General features: G+C 60.8%; 17 protein-coding genes. 9 read left to right on the forward strand and 8 right to left on the reverse strand.

Annotated features, from left to right (window positions below):
- On the reverse strand, positions 1-2,039 hold a 2,039-nt coding region (locus H1D44_RS19390), incomplete at its 3' end, for a valine--tRNA ligase (RefSeq protein WP_244964849.1).
- A gap of 359 nt (positions 2,040-2,398) precedes the next feature.
- On the opposite strand from H1D44_RS19390, the gene H1D44_RS19395 reads away from it, so the two are divergent.
- On the forward strand, positions 2,399-4,366 hold the full coding sequence (locus H1D44_RS19395) for a TonB-dependent copper receptor (protein ID WP_181516921.1): 1,968 nt from the start codon (positions 2,399-2,401) through the stop codon (positions 4,364-4,366).
- Between the two features lie 43 nt (positions 4,367-4,409).
- Here H1D44_RS19395 and H1D44_RS19400 read toward each other — a convergent pair whose 3' ends face one another.
- The 4 genes from H1D44_RS19400 to H1D44_RS19415 all read right to left on the reverse strand — a co-directional run bounded on the left by H1D44_RS19400 (position 4,410) and on the right by H1D44_RS19415 (position 6,357).
- Positions 4,410-4,790: a DUF6164 family protein gene (locus tag H1D44_RS19400; RefSeq protein ID WP_181516922.1), complete on the reverse strand. Its 381-nt coding sequence runs from the start codon at positions 4,788-4,790 to the stop codon at positions 4,410-4,412.
- Positions 4,790-5,356: a hypothetical protein gene (locus tag H1D44_RS19405; RefSeq protein ID WP_181516923.1), complete on the reverse strand. Its 567-nt coding sequence runs from the start codon at positions 5,354-5,356 to the stop codon at positions 4,790-4,792. Before H1D44_RS19405 ends, H1D44_RS19400 begins: the two co-directional genes overlap by 1 nt.
- 103 nt (positions 5,357-5,459) lie before the next feature.
- Complete coding sequence (locus tag H1D44_RS19410; protein ID WP_181516924.1) at positions 5,460-5,888, reverse strand: c-type cytochrome; 429 nt, start codon at positions 5,886-5,888, stop codon at positions 5,460-5,462.
- 127 nt (positions 5,889-6,015) lie between these two features.
- Positions 6,016-6,357 (reverse strand): hypothetical protein, encoded by a 342-nt coding sequence (locus H1D44_RS19415; protein WP_181516925.1) that lies wholly within the window; start codon positions 6,355-6,357, stop codon positions 6,016-6,018.
- Between the two features lie 380 nt (positions 6,358-6,737).
- Between H1D44_RS19415 and nosR the strand changes: the two genes are divergently transcribed.
- The 6 genes from nosR (at position 6,738) to H1D44_RS19445 (ending at position 14,648) form a co-directional block, all read left to right on the forward strand.
- On the forward strand, positions 6,738-8,882 hold the full coding sequence (nosR, locus tag H1D44_RS19420; RefSeq protein WP_181516926.1) for a transcriptional regulator NosR: 2,145 nt from the start codon (positions 6,738-6,740) through the stop codon (positions 8,880-8,882).
- Positions 8,883-9,021: 139 nt separating this feature from the next.
- The gene (gene nosZ / locus H1D44_RS19425) at positions 9,022-10,941 is read left to right on the forward strand and encodes a TAT-dependent nitrous-oxide reductase (RefSeq protein ID WP_181516927.1); all 1,920 of its coding nucleotides are present in this window, start codon (positions 9,022-9,024) and stop codon (positions 10,939-10,941) included.
- 61 nt (positions 10,942-11,002) lie between these two features.
- The gene (locus tag H1D44_RS19430; RefSeq protein WP_181516928.1) at positions 11,003-12,301 is read left to right on the forward strand and encodes a nitrous oxide reductase family maturation protein NosD; all 1,299 of its coding nucleotides are present in this window, start codon (positions 11,003-11,005) and stop codon (positions 12,299-12,301) included.
- Positions 12,298-13,275 carry an ABC transporter ATP-binding protein gene (locus H1D44_RS19435; protein WP_181516929.1) on the forward strand — a complete coding sequence of 326 codons (978 nt, stop codon included), beginning with the start codon at positions 12,298-12,300 and terminating at the stop codon, positions 13,273-13,275. The genes H1D44_RS19430 and H1D44_RS19435 overlap by 4 nt, the downstream gene beginning before the upstream one ends.
- Positions 13,272-14,102, forward strand: coding sequence for an ABC transporter permease (locus H1D44_RS19440; protein ID WP_181516930.1), 831 nt, complete (start codon positions 13,272-13,274; stop codon positions 14,100-14,102). Before H1D44_RS19435 ends, H1D44_RS19440 begins: the two co-directional genes overlap by 4 nt.
- An 18-nt stretch (positions 14,103-14,120) precedes the next feature.
- The gene (locus H1D44_RS19445; protein ID WP_181516931.1) at positions 14,121-14,648 is read left to right on the forward strand and encodes a nitrous oxide reductase accessory protein NosL; all 528 of its coding nucleotides are present in this window, start codon (positions 14,121-14,123) and stop codon (positions 14,646-14,648) included.
- A 78-nt stretch (positions 14,649-14,726) separates the two neighbouring features.
- On the opposite strand, the gene H1D44_RS19450 is transcribed toward H1D44_RS19445, so the two are convergent.
- The 3 genes from H1D44_RS19450 to H1D44_RS19460 form a co-directional block, all read right to left on the reverse strand.
- Positions 14,727-15,038, reverse strand: a complete 312-nt coding sequence (locus H1D44_RS19450; RefSeq protein ID WP_181516932.1) for a c-type cytochrome — start codon at positions 15,036-15,038, stop codon at positions 14,727-14,729.
- 99 nt (positions 15,039-15,137) lie between these two features.
- The gene (locus H1D44_RS19455) at positions 15,138-15,584 is read right to left on the reverse strand and encodes an Rrf2 family transcriptional regulator (RefSeq protein WP_181516933.1); all 447 of its coding nucleotides are present in this window, start codon (positions 15,582-15,584) and stop codon (positions 15,138-15,140) included.
- Between the two features lie 41 nt (positions 15,585-15,625).
- Positions 15,626-16,048 (reverse strand): YbaN family protein, encoded by a 423-nt coding sequence (locus H1D44_RS19460; RefSeq protein WP_181516934.1) that lies wholly within the window; start codon positions 16,046-16,048, stop codon positions 15,626-15,628.
- Between the two features lie 100 nt (positions 16,049-16,148).
- On the opposite strand from H1D44_RS19460, the gene H1D44_RS19465 reads away from it, so the two are divergent.
- Positions 16,149-17,300 (forward strand): NnrS family protein, encoded by a 1,152-nt coding sequence (locus H1D44_RS19465; RefSeq protein ID WP_181516935.1) that lies wholly within the window; start codon positions 16,149-16,151, stop codon positions 17,298-17,300.
- Positions 17,301-17,414: 114 nt separating this feature from the next.
- Positions 17,415-18,800: an oxygen-independent coproporphyrinogen III oxidase gene (hemN, locus tag H1D44_RS19470; RefSeq protein WP_181516936.1), complete on the forward strand. Its 1,386-nt coding sequence runs from the start codon at positions 17,415-17,417 to the stop codon at positions 18,798-18,800.
- Positions 18,801-18,926: the final 126 nt, after the last annotated feature.

Here is an 18,926-nt window from a genome sequence, read left to right on the forward strand (position 1 = left end):
CACAGCTTGTTGCAGAAGTTGCGGTAGCCGTCGAGCCGGCCCATGTCGAACTTGATGTCGCGCCCGGTGGTGGCCTGGGAGAGGAAGGTGTAGCGCAGCGCGTCGGTGCCGTGGGGCTCGACGCCCTCGGGGAACTCGTCGCGGGTGGCCTTGGTGATGGCCTTGGCCTTCTGCGGCTGCATCAGGCTGCCGGTGCGCTTCTCCACCAGGCTGTCGAGGTCGATGCCGTCGATCAGGTCGATGGGGTCGAGCACGTTGCCCTTCGACTTGGACATCTTCTGGCCCTGGCCGTCGCGCACCAGGCCGTGGACGTAGACCTGCTTGAACGGCACTTCGCCGGTGAACTTCAGGGTCAGCATGATCATCCGCGCGACCCAGAAGAAGATGATGTCGAAGCCGGTGACCAGCACGCTGGAGGGGTGGAAGTTGAGGAAGTCCTCGCCGCGCTTGGGCCAGCCGAGGGTAGCGAAGGTCCACAGCCCCGAGCTGAACCAGGTATCGAGCACGTCCTCGTCCTGGGTCAGGCGGGGCACACCTAGCCTGTCCATGGTCTTGAGCGCATCGGGGGTCATCTCGGTGGTGCCGCCCAGCAGCTGATTGAAGCCGCGCAGGCGCATGGCGGTGTCAAAGTCGCCCTGCTCGTGCTCAATAAAGTGGGCCAGCTCGACCAGGTAGTCGCGGGTGGCCTCCACCTCGTTGCGGGCCACAAAGACGTTGCCATCAATATCGTACCAGGCGGGAATGCGGTGGCCCCACCACAGCTGACGCGAGATGCACCAGTCCTGGAGGTCGCGCATCCAGGCGAAGTACATGTTTTCGTAGCTCTTGGGCACGAACTGGATATCGCCCTTCTCCACCGCGGCGATGGCCGGCTTGGCCAGGCTCTCCACCGCGACGAACCACTGATCCGTGAGCAGCGGCTCGATGACGTCGCCTGAGCGGTCGCCGTAGGGCAGGGTGTTGTTGACCGTCTCGATCTGCTCGAGCAGCCCGGCGGCTTCCATGTCGGCGACAATCCGCTGGCGCGCCTCGAAGCGGTCGAGGCCGGCGTAGGCCTGGGGCAGGCTGGGATCGATCTCGGGCAGCGGGCGGCCCTGGATGTCGAAGGCCTCGGCCTGGGGCAGGATCGCTGCGTCCTGGGTGAAGACGTTGATCAGCGGCAGGCCGTTGCGGCGACCCACTTCGTAGTCGTTGAAGTCGTGGGCCGGGGTGATCTTCACGCAGCCGGAGCCCTTCTCCATGTCGGCGTGCTCGTCGGCGACGATGGGAATGCGGCGCCCGACCAGCGGCAGCTCGACGAACTTGCCGATCAGCGAGGCGTAGCGGGGATCCTCCGGGTTGACCGCCACACCGGTGTCGCCCAGCAGGGTCTCGGGGCGGGTGGTGGCGACGACCAGGTAGCCGAGGCCGGCATCGGTGGTGACGCCGTCGGCCAGCGGGTAGCGGAAGTGCCAGAACTGGCCCTGCTGCTCGCGGTTCTCGACTTCGAGGTCGGAGATGGCGGTGTGCAGGGTGGGGTCCCAGTTGACCAGGCGCTTGCCACGATAGATCAGCCCCTCCTTGTGGAGGCGCACGAAGACCTCCTGCACCGCCTGGTAGAAGCCGTCGTCCATGGTGAAGCGCTCGCGGCTCCAGTCGACGCTGGCGCCCATGCGGCGCAGCTGGCGGGTGATGTGGCCGCCGGATTCGTGCTTCCACTCCCACACCCTGTCGATGAAGGCGTCGCGGCCCAGGTCGTGGCGGCTCTTGCCCTCTTCGGCGGCGACCTTGCGCTCCACCAGCATCTGGGTGGCGATACCGGCGTGGTCGGTGCCCACCTGCCACAGGGTGTTGCGCCCCTGCATGCGGCGCCAGCGGATCAGCGTGTCCATGATGGTGTCCTGGAACGCGTGGCCCATGTGCAGGCTACCGGTGACATTGGGCGGCGGGATCATGATCGAGTAGGGTTCGCCCGCGCCCGAGGGGGCGAAGCGGCCGTCGGTCTCCCAGCGCTCGTACCAGCGGGATTCGATCTGCTCGGGTTGGTAGGTCTTGTCCATGGGGCGTTCCGGGTCCAGAAATGATCGCCGCCGGGTCGTGGGGCCGGGCGGCGGGAAGTCGTCTAAGCGTGCGAAAAATGGGCTCGATTATAGCGCGATGGGGCGCTTGACGTCAGCCTTGCCGCTCGGGGCTGAGCCGGCGGCAGCGGGCCGGCAACACTGTGGCATATGTCACGTCGACTCAGTGATTTAACCTGGCCAAAACCTAGTCTGAACTAGGAATAAGTCGCTCCATACCACCAAGCTGGGAGAAAAATATATTTAAAAACATTGAGTTATTTATGATTTCTTTGGTTGGTGCAGTGAAAGGCATGTGTTTTGCATATTAATGCCGCCTTCAATTCATATGAGATACATATATGCTGCATCGACCGTTGTTCCTGCGCCGCTCCCTGGCAGTTGCCGTCTCCCTGCTCACCTGGCAGGTCGCCATGGCGGCGGATGAAGCGCCGCTTGCCTCTCCTGCCACGTCGACCCTGGTCATCACCGCGCCTGCCATGAACGATCCCTACACCGTCAGCACGGATGCGCGCCAGCCGCGACTTCCGCTGCCGGCCCAAGACGGTGGCGCCTTCCTCAAGTCAATTCCCGGCTTTGCCGTCAGCCGTAAAGGGGGCACCAGCGGTGATCCCGAGCTGCGCGGACTGGGTGGCTCGCGGCTGGCCATCCAGGCCGATGGAACGAGTATCCTGGGTGGCTGCGGCGGGCGAATGGACCCGCCGACCGCCTATATCTTTCCCCAGGCCTATGACCGCGTCGAGATCATCAAAGGGCCTCAGAGCGTGCGCTACGGCGTGGCCCCAGCCGGGGTGGTGCGCTTCGAACGCGACAAGCCGGTGCTGACCGAGTCCACCGTGGATGGTTTTGCCAGCACCACCCTGGGTAGCCACGACCGCTTCGATCTGGTGGGCGATATGACCGCCGGGAATCAGGATGGCTATGTGCGCCTGATTGGTACGCTTTCCGATCAAGATGACTATCAGGACGGCGACGGCAACGAGGTCCATTCGCAGTACCATCGCTGGAGCGGCACCGCCATTGTCGGCTGGACGCCGGATTCAGACACCCGCATCGAGCTTGCCTACGACCGCAGCGATGCCGAAGCCGCCTATGACGATCGCGGCATGGACGGCACCGAGTTCGATCGTACCGGCTATACCCTGAGCGTGACGCGTCAGAACCTGGCACCCTGGCTGACCGAGGTCGAGGCAACGGCCTATTACAATTACGTCGATCATGTCATGGACAACTTCCGCCTGCGTGAGGCGCCGATGATGGCCATGGCCAGCAATCCCGACCGGCGTACCCAGGGCGCCCGGCTGGAAGCGGAGCTTCTGCTCGGCGAGGCGACCTTCCTGTCGACTGGCCTCGACTATACCGAGAATCGCCACCGCTGGCGGGGCACCACGAGCTGGCGCGAGCAGCCGCGCAGCGGGCGGGCCGAATTCACCGATATGGGGGCCTTCGCCGAGCTCGAGCATGAGCTCGGCGCGCGCAGCTGGTTGACCCTTGGCCTGCGCGTCGACCGCACCGAGGCCGAGGCGCTCAATCCGGCAGGCTTCGGCGGCGCCGAGCGGGGCGAGACCGAGCGCTCGACCCTGTGGAGCGGCTTCGCTCGCTATGAGTATGCGCTGGACGAGCAGCCGCTGAGTCTGTTCGCCGGGCTGGGGCGCGCCGAGCGGGCCGGCGACTTCTGGGAGCGCAACCGGGTCTTCGATCTCGGCACCGAGTCGCTGGCGCAGCTCGACAGCGGTGCGAGCTGGCGAGGAGAGCGCCTGAGCGCCAACCTGTCGCTCTTCTACGGCTGGTATGACGACTACATCCTGGTGGACGAGTCCGGAAGCGGTCCGCGGGCGCGCAACATCGATGCCAAGACCTATGGCGCCGAGGCCGACATGGCGGTGAACCTCACTGACAGCTGGAGCCTGAGCGCCTCCCTGGCCTGGGTGCGCAGCGACAACGACACCGATGATCTGCCGCTTGCCCAGACTCCGCCGCTAGAGGCCACCCTGGGGCTGGACTATGCGCAAAATGCCTACTTTGGCGGGGTGCTGTGGCGTGGCGTGATGCGCCAGGATCGCATCGCCGAGGGGCAGGGCACCATCTACAGCCTGGATACCGACGAGACCCCGGGATTTGCTACGGTGTCGGCCTATGGCGGCCGCGAGCTTTTCCACAACACCAGGCTGACGCTGGGTGTGGATAACCTCTTCGGCCGCACCTATGCCGAGCATATTCAGCGCGGCAGCGCTGACCTGGGCGCCTCGGATGCACGGGTGAACGAGCCTGGCCGCACTCTTTGGGCCAATCTCACCACCCGCTTCTGAGCCTATGACGGCGGTGGTGAATCGCCCTTCGGCTTTCGGCGGGTCAGGCGCCGCCGAAAGCCTCGATCAGCCCCAGGAAGGGCACCAGGGTCAGGGCCAGGATGGCGAGCACCGCCAGGATTGCCAGCACTACCCGCACGGGGTGCTGGCACAGGCGTTGCCACTGGGTGGGCTGCTCACCTCGTTCGACGCGGTCGGCATGCGCCTGTTGCTCACGCGCCTGACGCTCAGCCTGGTAGCGGTCGAGCGCCTCCCGCGCCGCCTCCAGCTGGGTGTCGTCACGCAGCCAGATCGCGTCCACTCCAAGCCGCCAGAAGCCGGCATGGGTCTCGTAGGTGTCGAAGCCGTGCTCGTCGAGCAGACGGCGCACTTCCCACGCCTCCTCCTCGGAGACATTGGCCAATCGGAACAGCAGCGTTGCCATCAGCCGGCGGCCTCGCACATGCGCTCGGCACGGGCAATGGCCTCGCCGGCGCCGGTGAGGTCGAAGCTCATGAACCAGTAGTCCTCTTCGCCGCGATCGAAGCGTAGGCGTAGTGTTTCGCCGTCACGCATTTCGTCGATCAGCAGGTCGAGCTCATCGAGATAGAAATTGACGTAGAAGCCGTTGTCGCCCCGCTGGGTGATGAACTCAGCCGCGCCGCTGTGGATGGTCGCGTAGTCGACCCGCAGGTCGCCGGGAACCAGGTTGGCCACGCGGTTTTCTGCCTGAAGCTCTTCGAGTTCGACGCGCACTTCCAGCCAGGGCAGGTCGCAGACCCCGGACGTGTAATTTAGGCTGAGAATGGAGTCGCTGTAACTATGCTGCTCGAGCGCGCGATAGTGACGCTCCTGCCCGAGCGACAGGGCCAGGGAGTGCCAGTGGCCGTGGGCTTCGACATCGCTGATGTTGTAGTTGGTGGCATTTGCCGTGGAGGCAAGACCGAGGGTCGCCAGCAAGGCGAGCGCAGGCCTCCAGGTAGCGGATCGTGGCCGAAGGGCTTGGGTCATGGCGATTTTCCTGTTCGACAGGTCTCGGATGGTAACATCCGGGCAACCTTGTCGCCGACCCTGCCCCTTGTCGTGCTACCCCGGCCGGGCGCTTCGAGCGAGGTCAGGGCTCGCTCGAGTCGGTCTCGCTCGGGTCTGTCCCGGCGCGCTCCGGATTGTCGAACTGGGCATAGAAGGCGGCCAGGTCGGCAATGTCCTGTTCGCTGAGGTTGCGAGTCATGCTGGCCATCAAGTGCCCCCTTTCGCCTGCCTGCAGTGCCTGCATGCCCTCGATGAACTGCGCCTCGTCCATGCCGGCGATGCTGGGGTAGCGCGAGGTGACGCTGCGTCCCTGATAGCCGTGGCAGCTGGTGCACATCCTGGCCAGGTCGGCGGCTCGCTCGGGGTTGCCGATCAGATCAGGCTTGAGCTGATCACTTATCGTAACTGCCTGTTCAGCCTCCTGGTCTCGAGAGTCATTCTCGGCAAAAGCCCCCTGGCTCAGGAGTAGCAGGAAACATGAAACGACCAGAGGGGAGAGTGGCGCGATCATGAAGGATCACCATGACTTGATCGTGTGGCTTTTCATTCTACTGCCAGTTCGCGCCTCATCTCTTGATTTGCGTCAGGCCGTTGAGAGTGCAAGTTCCTTACACTCCCACGACCTCCCGCAACCAGTGTCAGTCGAAGTCGCGACTTGGCAACAGCCAGCTTTCGGAGGGGGGGTAGCCTGCCTGTTCAGCCTGTTGATACTGCTTGGCCATGCCAGTGGTGATGTCCTGCAGGCAAGACTCGAGGCTGGGGTGGTCGTCGGCGCTTTCATAAATGGGCTCATGCTGCAGCGGGGTCTGGATGTAATGGCTTTGCTCGCTGCTGATGCGCTCGCTATCTACCTGACGATAGAACCGTACCCGGATCATTGTTGGGATTTCGCCTAGGCAAAAAGCGTATTCGGTCACCAATTGCCGCTGATGGGTGATGAGCGGGTTACGCACGGTAAAGAGCGTTTCATCAAGCTTCATGACGACTCCGTGAGCTCCAGAGGGAGTGGGAGGTGAGAGTTGAGCCTATCACCTTGGCGAGACAGCGAAAAGCGCTACGGGAGCTTGGAAAATGCAAATTCTGCCCTCGGGGATATGGTCAATTCAACGCATTTTTAACACCTCTCTCAGCAAAAAATAGCCTCTCGCGAATGAGGTTGATGCAGGTCAGGTTTTACAAACGGCATTATGCTAACGTCAAACATGTACGAAATATATGACTTTTTGCCTGGGCACAAGGGATGCGCGACTGTTCTGGATGAGCACTACGGTCAGGACGCCTCAGGTGGCTTTCAGGTTTCGCAGAGTTGAGGCCGGGATTGGCGAACCTTCTTTGACATTGGCTAGATGGAGACATATCGATGAGGTTGCTGCACTCTTGGGGGCTGGCAATGCTGTTGCTGTTCTCGCTGCCGGCCTTTGCCATGGCGTCCGATTGGCTCCCTGAGATATTTCCAGATGCCGATGCTGTGGGGCAGCGCCTGGAGGATGCCCCGGCATCACCTATATTGCAGAATGGTGAAATCGTGGGCTATGTCTTTGAAACCAATGACCTGGCCCCTATCCCCGCCTACTCAGGGTATCCGGTCAATATGCGCGTCGGTATGGACCTGGAAGGTCGCATAACCGGCGTTCAGGTGCTTGATCACTCCGAGCCGATCATGCTGGTGGGTATTCCTGAGACGGTACTTGATGACTTCGTTGGCCAGTACGTCGGCAAGTCGATTCGTCAGAAGGTTCGCGTAGGGCTCTCTCGCCAGCAGCGAGAGGGCTATGAGCATGTCGATGCTGTTTCCGGGGCTACCGTGACCGTAGTGGTCATGGGTGAAGGAATCATGCGCTCGGCTCGCCAGCTTGCTCGCCAACTTGGCATTCTCACGGCCAGGGAGGCCGAGCCTGCTACCGTGCGCGAGGATGTCTTCGAAGAGGCGACTTGGAGCGAACTCGAGGAGCATGGTGCCATCGGCCACCTTCACCTTACTCGGGGCGAAGTCGACGAAGCGTTCATCGGCACTGACGCCGAGGGCGTTGAAGCCGCACCGGAAGGGCGCGAGGAAGAAACCTTCATAGATCTCTATTTCGCCTATCTGAACGTACCTACCATTGGGCGAAATTTGCTTGGTGACTCTCAATATCAACAGTTGATGAACAGTCTCGGCGAGAACGAGCACGCCCTGGCCCTCATGGCGGATGGACGCTACTCTTTCAAGGGTTCCGGCTTCGTCCGTGGGGGAATCTACGATCGTATTCTGATTCATCATGGCGGCCGCTCTGATCAGTTCCGTGATACTGACATGCGGCGCTTGTGGGGCGTCGAGATTGAAGGAGCGCCTCGACTGCCTGAGCGTGACATTTTCATTCTGCGTGAGGAGTCCCGCTTCGACCCAGGCCAGGAGTGGGAGGTCGAGCTGCTTGTACGCCGCCAGGTGGGCGCCCTGGATACTGAATTTGCCGGTTTCTCGGCGGAAGTGAAAGTGCCGGAGCACTTTCTCAATATTCCAGAGCCTGCACCCGATGCGATGCTGGATATTGACGAGGATCGCCCGCTATGGGTGTCGGTCTGGGAAGACCGGGTCACGCATATCATTGTACTGGGTGCAGGCTTGGGGGTACTGACCTTCATCTTGCTGTTTCAGGACCTATTGGCCAAGAGGCCTCGTCTGCTGCATGTTATGCGCTACAGTTTCCTGGTCTACACGGTGGTGTTCATCGGCTGGTATGCCTTGGCGCAGCTCTCCGTGGTCAATATTTTTACTTTTACCAATGCGCTATTTACCGATTTCCGCTGGTCCACTTTCCTGATGGACCCAATGATGTTCATCCTGTGGAGCTTTGTGGCAGTGTCACTGCTGCTGTGGGGCCGGGGCGTGTACTGCGGCTGGCTGTGCCCTTTCGGTGCAATGCAGGAACTGATCAGCGCGGTGGCACTGAAGCTCAAAGTGCCTCAATTTGAGCTACCTTTTGCAGTGCACGAGAGACTTTGGGCTCTGAAGTACATCATCTTGCTGGGGCTCTTCGCGATTTCGTTACAGTCCCTGACCCAGGCCGAGATCTATGCTGAAGTAGAGCCTTTCAAGACTGCTGTGCTTCTCAAGTTCCAGCGTGAGTGGGGGTTCGTCCTCTATGCAGTGCTGCTGCTGCTGATCAGCGCGTTTAACCACAAGTTCTATTGCCGCTATGTCTGCCCGCTGGGAGCCGGCCTGGCCATACCCGCGCGCATCCGGCTATTCGACTGGCTGCGTCGTCACAAAGAGTGTGGGAAGCCATGCCAAATCTGTGCCAATGAGTGTCATATCCAGGCGATCCATCCCGATGGGCGCATCAATCCCAACGAATGCCATTACTGCCTGGACTGTCAATTGACTTACCGCAATGATCGTAAGTGCCCGCCCATGGTGGTTCAGCGCAAGAAGCGCGAGAAAGCCTCACGGTTAAGCGGCAAGGCCGCTGATGCGCAGCGGATTCCTGTAACGGAGGTATCGTCAGGAACCACGGAGAAAGCCTGAGGGGTAACAGCCGCTCGGGAGTAGTACCCGGCCGTTGATCAGGTGCTTCAGGCTTCAGACGACTGCCGGAATAAAAGCCGATGCTTGAATCGGCTTCGAGAGCTGTCTCGATATAACGAAACGGAACGGAGAATGCGTAATGAGCGATAAGCATAATGATGACAAGCCCGCAGGTAAGCCTGCAGTCAATAAGGGACGCCGCAGCTTCCTGGCGGGCAGTGCCATGGTCGGGGCAGCTGGCATGGTTGGTGTTACTGGCGTGGCAGGCGTCGGTGCTCTGACTCGTAGCCAGCCGGCTAAGGCGGCTAGCAATGGCAATGTCGCTGACATCCATGTGCCGCCAGGTGAGCTGGACGAGTACTACGGCTTCTGGAGCGGCGGGCATAACGGTGAAGTCAGGGTGTATGGTGTGCCCTCCATGCGCGAGATCATGCGGATTCCGGTCTTCAATCACTGCTCGGCTACCGGGTGGGGCATGACAGACGAGTCGAAGCGCATCATGGGTGATAGCCATCGCTTTACCAACGGTGATGCGCACCACCCTCATGTCAGCTATACCGATGGCAGCCATGACGGCCGCTATCTGTTCATTAACGACAAGGCCAATACTCGTGTAGCACGGATTCGTCTCGACGTCTTCAAGACCGACAAGATGGTGACAGTGCCCAATGTCCAGGCCATCCACGGCCTGCGACTGCAAAAAGTGCCGCGCACCAACTACGTGTTTGCAAACGGGGAGTACATGATTCCTCAGCCTAACGATGGCCGGGATATCAACGACCCGTCGAAGTACCACACTCTTTGGAACGCCATCGATGCCGAAACCATGGAGGTCAAGTGGCAGGTGATGGTAGACGGTAACCTGGACAACATGGATGCCGACTACACCGGCAAGTATGCAGCTGCGACCTGCTACAACTCCGAAGGAGCTGTAGATCTGGCCGGCAAGATGCGTGCCGACCGGGACTGGGTGACCGTATTCAGTATCGAGCGTATCGAGCAGGCAGTAGCCGAAGGCAACTACATGACCATCGGTGACTCTGATGTGCCTGTGGTAGACGGCCGCAAGGCCTCCGGGCTCAACGTGACACGTTATGTGCCGGTGCCCAAGAACCCGCACGGCCTCAACACTTCCACCGATGGCAAGTATTTCATTGCAGCGGGCAAGCTGTCGCCGACCGTGTCGATGATCGAAATTGCCAAGCTCGACGATTTGTTTGAAGGCAAGCTTGACGACGAGCGTGATGTTATTGCCGCCGAGCCGGAAATCGGCCTTGGGCCGCTTCACACGACCTATGATGGCCGTGGTAACGCTTACACCACGGTATTCATCGACAGCCAGGTGGTGAAGTGGAACATGGAAGACGCGGTGCGCAACTACAATGGCGAGGATGTCGAGTACATTCGCCAGAAGCTCGACGTGCATTATCAGCCGGGCCATAACCATGCGACCTTGGCAGAATCCAAGGATGCCGATGGCAAGTGGCTATTCTCGTTGAATAAGTTCTCCAAAGACCGCTACCTGCCGGTGGGGCCGCTGCACCCCGAGAACGACCAGATGATCGACATCTCTGGCGACGAGATGGTGCTGGTACACGACACACCCACCTTTGCCGAGCCCCACGATGCAGTCATCGTGCGGCGTGACCAAATCCAGACCAAGCAGATCTGGGAGCGTGATGATCCCTACTTCGCTGAAACCATTGCCATGGCTGAAGCGGACGGTGTCAACGTCGAGACTGACAACAAGATCATCCGTGATGGCAATAAGGTACGCGTCTACATGACCTCTGTGGCGCCGAATTTTGGTATTACCGAAATTCCCGTCAAGCAGGGGAACGAGGTCACGGTAGTGGTTACCAACCTTGATCGTATCGAGGATCTCACTCATGGTTTCTGCGTGGTGGATCATGGAGTGAGCATGGAGATCAGCCCGATGCAGACCGCCTCGATCACCTTTACGGCAGACAAGCCGGGGGTGTTCTGGTACTACTGCAACTGGTTCTGCCATGCACTTCACATGGAGATGGTCGGACGCTTGCTCGTCGAGCCCGCGTAAGCCTGCTCCGGGGTCGGCGGTATCGCCGGCCCCAACTTTTCCTCATCTTGTCGAGAGTCATATGCGTAAGACATGGCTGTTTCTGCTGCTGCTGTTCCCGGCGCTGAGCCTTGCCGCTGAGCGGGTCGTCGCTCCGGGTGAGCAGCCACTTCAGGAGGTACTGGATGCGGCACGAGACGGTGACACGGTGCGTCTTTCACCAGGCATTTACGCAGGAAATTTTATCGTTTCATCTTCCATCGAGTTGATCGGTGAGGAAGGGGCGGTGCTGGATGGTCAGGGCCAAGGCAGTGTGCTGAGCGTAAAGGCACCTGGTGTGGGGGTGCGCGGTCTGCGTGTTCGAAACGATGGGGCCAACCTCACTGAGATAGACAGCGGTATCTTTGTGGCCACCGAAGCTACGGGCACCGTGATCGAGAATAACCGTATCGAAGCCCGCGGCTTCGGTATTTGGCTGGATGCTGCGGCCGATGTGCGGGTGGAAGGTAACCGCATCAGCGGTGACACCACCTTGCGCTCCCAGGACCGAGGCAACGGACTCCAGCTATTCAATGTTTCCGGTGCCGAGATTATCGGCAACGAAGTCTGGGAAACTCGCGACGGTATCTATATCGACGTCAGCGATAACAATCGCTTGATCGGAAATGTGTTGCGTGATCAGCGCTATGGCATGCATTACATGTTTTCTCACTCCAACGAAGTGCGCGACAACACAACGCGAAATAATCGACTCGGCTATGCGCTCATGCAGTCGCGCCGACTCGAGGTGGTTGGAAACCGTTCCATACGTGACCAGAACTACGGATTTTTGCTCAACTTCATTGTTGACTCAGTAATCGCCGAGAATATCTCCATCGAGGCGCAACGGGGCGGCGTGGCAGCCGCACCCGACGGTCATGCGATCAGTGGTGCCGAGGGTAAGGCGCTGTTCGTTTATAACTCGCTGTTCAACGAGATCCGTGACAACCTTTTTGCCCGCACAGAGATCGGCATCCACATGACCGCCGGCTCCGAGGACAATGAGTTCCACGGTAATGCCTTCGTCGGCAACGAGAGCCAGGTTAAGTATGTGGCCCTGCGCGAACAGGAGTGGTCCTTCGAAGGTCGCGGCAATTATTGGAGCGATTACCTGGGCTGGGATCTTAGCGGCGACGGTATTGGCGATATTCCTTACGAACCCAACGATTCAGTTGACCGGCTGATCTGGACTTACCCAATGGCCAAAATTCTGATGAACAGCCCGGCGGTACAGGTGCTGCGCTGGGTGCAGCGCGAGTTTCCGATACTGCGTCCGCCTGGCGTGCGAGACAGTCACCCCCTTATGACGCTACCGGAATGGATGGCGGAGGCCCTGCAATGACTCAATCCGTAATCGAGATGGCGTCCGTTAGCAAGCGCTTCGGCAAGCTGAATGCCCTTAATGACGTCAGCCTAACGCTGGGTGAGGGCGAAGTGTTGGGGCTGATGGGGCACAATGGCGCCGGTAAATCGACATCCATGAAGCTGATTCTCGGACTCATTCGCCCCACTGCCGGCGAGCTCCGCGTCTTTGGTCATGACCCTAGTGGTGCTGAGTCTAACGAACTACGGCTGCGCCTTGGCTACCTGCCCGAAAATGTGCAGTTTTACGAGCAGCTCAGTGGCTGCGAGGTGCTACGCTACTTTGCCAAGCTAAAGCGCGCGGGCCTTGATGTCGTTGACTCACTACTCGAGAGAGTTGGTCTGACCCATGCCATGCATCGGAGAGTGAAGACCTATTCCAAGGGGATGCGGCAACGCTTGGGCCTGGCCCAGGCACTGATCGGCGAGCCGCGCCTTATGCTTCTTGATGAGCCCACCGTAGGGCTGGACCCCATGGCAACGCGTGACTTCTACTCAATGGTCGACGAGCTGCGGGGCCGTGGCGTTAGCGTAATCCTTTGTTCCCACGTACTGCCAGGTGTCGAGCGTCATATAGACCGTGCCGCAATTCTGGGTCAGGGCCGTATGCTGGCCTCTGGCAGTATCGATGAGCTGCGTGAAGCTGCCAACTTACCATTGATGATTCGCCTGCGTTCGGCGCTGCCACCTGAGACCCTGGCCCAACAGCTACGCTCATTCGGTGTCAGTGTGGGGCATGGCAATATGGGGCGTCTCGAGCTGGCGGTGCCAACTCGGGCCAAGGTCGAGGTGCTGCGCACCCTAATGGCTGATGGCCAAGTCGAGGACATCGACATTGAACCGCCAACACTGGAGTCGCTATATGCCCATTTCGACGGCACCATTCGGGACAGTAGCGACACAAGTGAAGTTCGCATGTCAGCCAATGCCGGCACGGAGGGTGCTGTAGTATGACCAATCTCTTTATCGTGGCAGGCAAGGAGTTCCGCGACGGGTTGCGTAACCGCTGGGTATTGGCCATTACGCTGGTATTCGGGCTGCTGGCAATCGGGCTTGCCTATTTTGGAGCCGCGGCATCTGGCCAGGTGGGCTTCACTCGGGTTTCAACCACCATCGTCAGTCTGTCAAGCCTGGCAGTGTTCCTCATTCCGCTGATCGCGCTGATGCTTGCCTACGACAGTATCGTCGGCGAGGACGAGCAAGGAACTCTGTTGTTGCTATTGACCTACCCCATCAGCCGGATTGAGATCCTGGCCGGTAAGTTTCTGGGCCATGCCGCCATCCTGGGGGTTTCCACCCTTGTAGGTTTTGGCGTGGCGGGTGTTGTCATCGCCACCTTTGGTAGCGTAGAAAACCTTGGTGAACTGGTGGCTGCTTTGGCGCTGTTCATCCTTTCTGCAATGTTGCTGGGCTGGGCATTTATCGGGTTTGCCTACCTGATCAGTGTCAGTGTGGCCGAGAAGTCTCGTGCCGCAGGCATCGCCTTGGTGGTCTGGTTCCTGTTCGTAATCGTCTTTGACCTGGCGCTACTGGGGCTGTTGGTAGGCACTGGTGGCCAGGTCAGTGAGGGGCTCTTCCATTACCTGCTGCTGCTCAACCCCACGGATATATTTCGAATCGTCAATCTGACCTTCTTCGAGGCGGCACGTACCCAGGCCGGTTTGGCTTCGATAGGAGCGGATGCGGCTTTCCATCCGGCGATGCTGATCGGGGCGATGCTTGCGTGGGTGGTCGTTCCTCTAGGCTTGGCCATGTGGGTTTTCCGCAGCCGTGAGGCTTGATTGCCAAGGAGTCGAGAGATGTTCACACGAAGAAAGTTCATTATCCTTCTTGGCGGGGTGTCATTGGTGGGGCTGACCGGCTGCGGGAGTGAGGACCAAGAAGTCGTTTCCTGCGGGCCTGTCGGAATCGAATCGGGAGATGAGTGCGCCGTATGCGGTATGTTTATAGCAGAATATCCGGGCCCTAAGGCACAGGCCTGCTTGCGCGATGGCCGAGTGCTAAAATTCTGCTCCACATCGGACATGTTCGTCTGGCTCCTCCAGCCCGACTCGGTTCCTAAGTTGAAGCAGGCCTACGTCCATGACATGGGGGTTACGGAGTGGGACTCGCCGGGTGATGATGCCTACATTGAAGCGGATGTGGCTTACTATGTCACCGAACAGCCCATGATGGGCGCCATGGGGCCGACGCTGGCCTCATTTGGTACCGAAGAGGAGGCCCGGGCTTTCATGGCAGAACATGAAGGGCGTTTACTCACCTACAAAGAAGTTGATGTGCAGGTGCTCAACGATTTGGCACGGGCGCATATCCGTCGCACGATGTAGCGAGCTTCGCTCGCTAGCGAATCGCCCCCGGCTGCCAGGCTGCCGGGGGCGATATTCTTACAAGCTGGCGGTGTTCGTCTAGAGCACCGGCTCGAGCATGAAGTCGACGGCCGCCTTCACTTCTTCATCGCTCAGGTTCATGTGCCCACCCCTCGCAGGCATGGCCTGGAAGCCTTCGATGGAGTGCTTGTACATGACATCCATGCCCTTCTCCAGGCGCGGCGCCCAGGCATCGGCATCGCCCTTGATCGGGGCGCCGGCGGCACCGGTCATATGGCAGGCCATGCAGGCCTGGTTGTAGATCGCCTCGCCGTCGGGCTCTGCCTGAGCGGTGGCGGCAAACGTCAGCGTGGCCGCACCGGCGAGCAGGGCTACGGTCAGTTTCTTCATGGTTTTCTCCTGGAGCTTGATTCACGGTAAAGCCGGTCGAGTCGGGATCCTCCCGCCTGCTTCCGGGCTTGGACAAAAGCCAAAATTGATTTTGGCATACTATGGGGCGCCTGTCGGTATCTGCATCAAGCGAGCGAGCTGTGGCTGTCGCCTGCCCAGCATATCGGCCAGGGTATATTGATCCAGCACCGCCATGAAGGCGCCCAGCGCCTCATTGAGGATAGGTTTCAAACGGCAAGCTGGGGTAATGATGCATTCATTCTGGTCGCGGAAGCACTCCACTAGGCCGAGCTCGTGCTCGGTCTCGCGCACCAGCCCGCCGATGGTGATTTCTTCCGCAGGGCGATTGAGCAGCAGGCCGCCGTTTTTGCCGCGGATGGTGGTGATGTAGCCGCGATGGCTGAGATCCTGCACCACCTTCATCAGGTGATTGCGTGAAACGCCGAAGCTTTCGGCGATTTCGTGAATGGTAGCCCGCTCTTCTCCCTTGACGGCAAGGTAGATCAGCACGCGCAACGCATAGTCGGTATAGCGGGTCAGGTGCATGGTATATCCGTACTTTCTTGAGAAGCGTCAATTGAAGTGTGCTAAAAGCTTCTTATCCTAACATTTTCTGCCCGCTGTGCTTCGCCAGGCAGGGGTGTGGCATCGGGTCGCGTCCAGATGAAGATGACCACACAGCAGAAGAGCACTGCCGTCAGTCCCAGGACGAACGCCGGTGCGCCTCCTAGCCAAAGCACCAGCCAACTGAGCAGAATCAAGCCTGCGGCGAGCTGCTTTGCCCGACGAGGAATGGCGCGCTGACCATGCCAGGCGTGCAGGGCCGGGCCCAGGCGAGGGTGCTGCCATAGCCAGCGTGCCAGGCGAGGCGAGCCCTTGGGCGCCGCCCATGCTGCGACCAGCAGGAAGGGGGTGGTCGGCAGCAGCGGTACCACCACTCCAGCGGCTCCCAAGCCGATGGCACCATAGGCAAGCATTCGCCAGCCAAGGCGTACCACGGAATCCGTCATGGCAACCTCACAATCTATAAGCGGCATGGTTTCCAGTCAGCCCACTAAGTAGTATTTTACATGCATGTTTAATTTTTATGCAAAGCCCGAGGCCAAGCCAATGGTCGAAGTGGCCCAGCCGCGCCTCCTGGCCTGGCGCTGGCTGTTCCCCCTGGCAGCGCTGCATGCCGCGCTGATGGTGCCGCTTTCGCTGCTGGCGCTTTACCATCAGTGGACGCCGGTGGTTCTGGCGACGCCCGCGGCCCACGCGCGGGAGATGCTGTTCGGCTTTGCCCTGGCGGTGATCGCCGGCTACCTGCTGGGCCCGGTACCGCGCCGGCACCTGATCGTGCTGGTGGCGCTATGGCTGACGGGGCGTCTGGGCGTGCTGGAGTGGCCCGGTGCGATAGTCGCGTCACTGGCCGATGGCGCTTTCGCCCTGTGGGTGGCCGGGCGCCTGGTGCCGCGCTTCATCGCCGCCAAGAAGTGGCGCAACCGGCTGCTTTCGCCGCTGCTGGGCATGATCTGCCTGCTCGCCGTGGTGACCCTGACCTGGCGCTATCTCGACGGCATGCCGACCACGGCACCGCTGATGCACCAGAGTGTGCTGTGGCTGGTATTGCTGATGACCTTCATGGGCGGTCGTGTCATCGCGCCGGCGGTCAATGGCTACCGAATGCGGCAATTCCATCAGGCCGGTGCCGGTGTGCAGCCTCGTCTGGAGGGGGCGCTGATCGTGCTGCTGGGGCTAGCGCCCTTTGTCATGCTGCTCGACCTGCTGCGGCCGCTGGCGGCGCTGCTGGTGCTGGCGGCAGGCGGGCTGGTGCTGTATCGCATCTGGTGCTGGGGGCCGCTGCAGTGTCGCGAGCGGCCGGACCTGCAGGTATTGATGCTGGGCTATGGCTGGCTGGCCATCGGATTGTTCCTGCTGGCACGCAGCTGGTGGGCGCCCCAGCATGCCAGTACGGCGCTGCATGCCTTCACCGTGGGAGCGCTGGGCACGCTGGCGAGTGGCATCATGCTGCGCCATGTGATCACCCGCGCCAAACAGCGCCCTGAGCGAGAATGGTCCCTTCCCCTTCTGGCGGGGCTGTTTGGCCTGTCTGCCGTGCTCAGGCTGTGGGCGATCGAGGCGGGCAGTGCCTGGCTGCTACTGCTGTGGGGCTCTACGCTTGCATGGAGCCTGGGCTGGCTGCTGGTAGCCTGGCGGCTGGGCGCCTGGGTCGGGGTAATGGACAGGGCGGCTGGCGCTGCACGCAGCGGGCAAACTTGACCCTGGACAATAGAGGCGCGAGCTGTCGAGACGCTATCCCGGCACCAATGTCATACTGTCGTGCATCAGGCGTGGCGCGCTCCATGCCGACGTTTCAAGAGGCCGTTTCCGATCATGCAAGACGATCTGCTGTTCAACCGCCCCCTGGTGGAGAAATATGACCGCCCCGGGCCGCGCTATACCTCCTACCCGACGGCGCCACAGTTTCATGCGGCCTTCGCCGAGGACGACTATCGTGCTGCTGCCGAGCGCAGCAACCGGGTTGCCGCCCCCAAGCCGCTGTCGGTCTACGTGCACATCCCGTTCTGCAAGAGCCTGTGCTACTACTGCGCCTGCAACAAGATCATCACCCACAACACTGAGCGGGCGGCCGAGTACCTGGACTGGCTGAAGCAGGAGATCGGCGTGCAAGGTGCCCTGTTCGACGAGACTCGGCGCATGACCCAGCTGCACCTGGGAGGCGGTACGCCCACCTACCTGAGCAACGCCCAGCTAGGCGAGCTCATGGCGGCCCTCGACGAGGCGTTCCATTTCGCCCCGGTGGAGGAGCGCGAGTTCTCGCTGGAGGTGGATCCGCGCACGGTCACGCCGGCGCAGATCCATGAGCTGCACGATCTCGGCTTCAACCGGCTGAGCTTCGGCGTGCAGGACTTCGACGAAGAGGTACAGAAGGCGGTCAACCGCGTCCAGAGCGAGGAGCAGGTGGTCGAGCTGGTGGCGGCGGCACGCGAGGCCGGCTTCCAGTCGGTCAGCGTCGACCTGATCTACGGCCTGCCGTTGCAGACGGTGGCCAGCTTCGACGCTACGCTCGAGAAGATCATCGCCCTGCGCCCCGACCGCATTGCCAGCTACAGCTACGCCCACCTGCCCGAGCTGTTCAAGGCCCAGCGCCTGATCCGCCCCGAAGACATGCCGCCGCCGGAGCGCAAGCTGGAGCTGCTGGAACTCACCATTCGCCGCCTCACTGCCGCCGGCTACGTCTACATCGGCATGGACCACTTCGCCCTGCCCGACGACGAGCTGACTCTGGCCAAGGAGAACGGCACCCTGCAGCGCAACTTCCAGGGCTACTCCACCCACGCCGACTGCGACATGATCGGCCTTGGCATCACCTCCATCGGCAAGGTCGGTGACAGCTACAGTCAGAACGTCAAGGAGACCGCCCAGTACCAGGCGCGACTCGAGGCGGGGCGGTTGCCGGTGATGCGTGGCTATCGCCTCAACGACGACGACCGCCTGCGGCGTGACGTGATCAATGCGCTGATGTGCCATGGACGCATCGGCTTCGCCGACACCGAAGCGCGCCACGACATCGTCTTCCGTGACTACTTTGCCGAGGCTCTCGATCAGCTCGGTGAGATGCAGGCCGACGGACTGCTGGCCATTGGCGACGACGCCATCGAAGTACTGCCCGCCGGGCGCCTGATGATGCGCAACATGGCCATGGCCTTCGATGCCTACCTGAAGCCCAACGAAGGACGCTTCTCGCGCACGGTTTGACGAAATTGTGTCGCTCAAAACCAAAACGGCGCCCCGTGGGGCGCCGTTTGCGTGTGCGCCAGGCATGGCGCGCAGCGCCTTACTGGCGCTGTTCCCGAGGGTGGTGCCTCGGGATGACTTGGGGGT

Origin of the sequence: Billgrantia kenyensis, from assembly GCF_013697085.1 — a bacterium.
GTDB lineage: Bacteria > Pseudomonadota > Gammaproteobacteria > Pseudomonadales > Halomonadaceae > Halomonas > Halomonas kenyensis.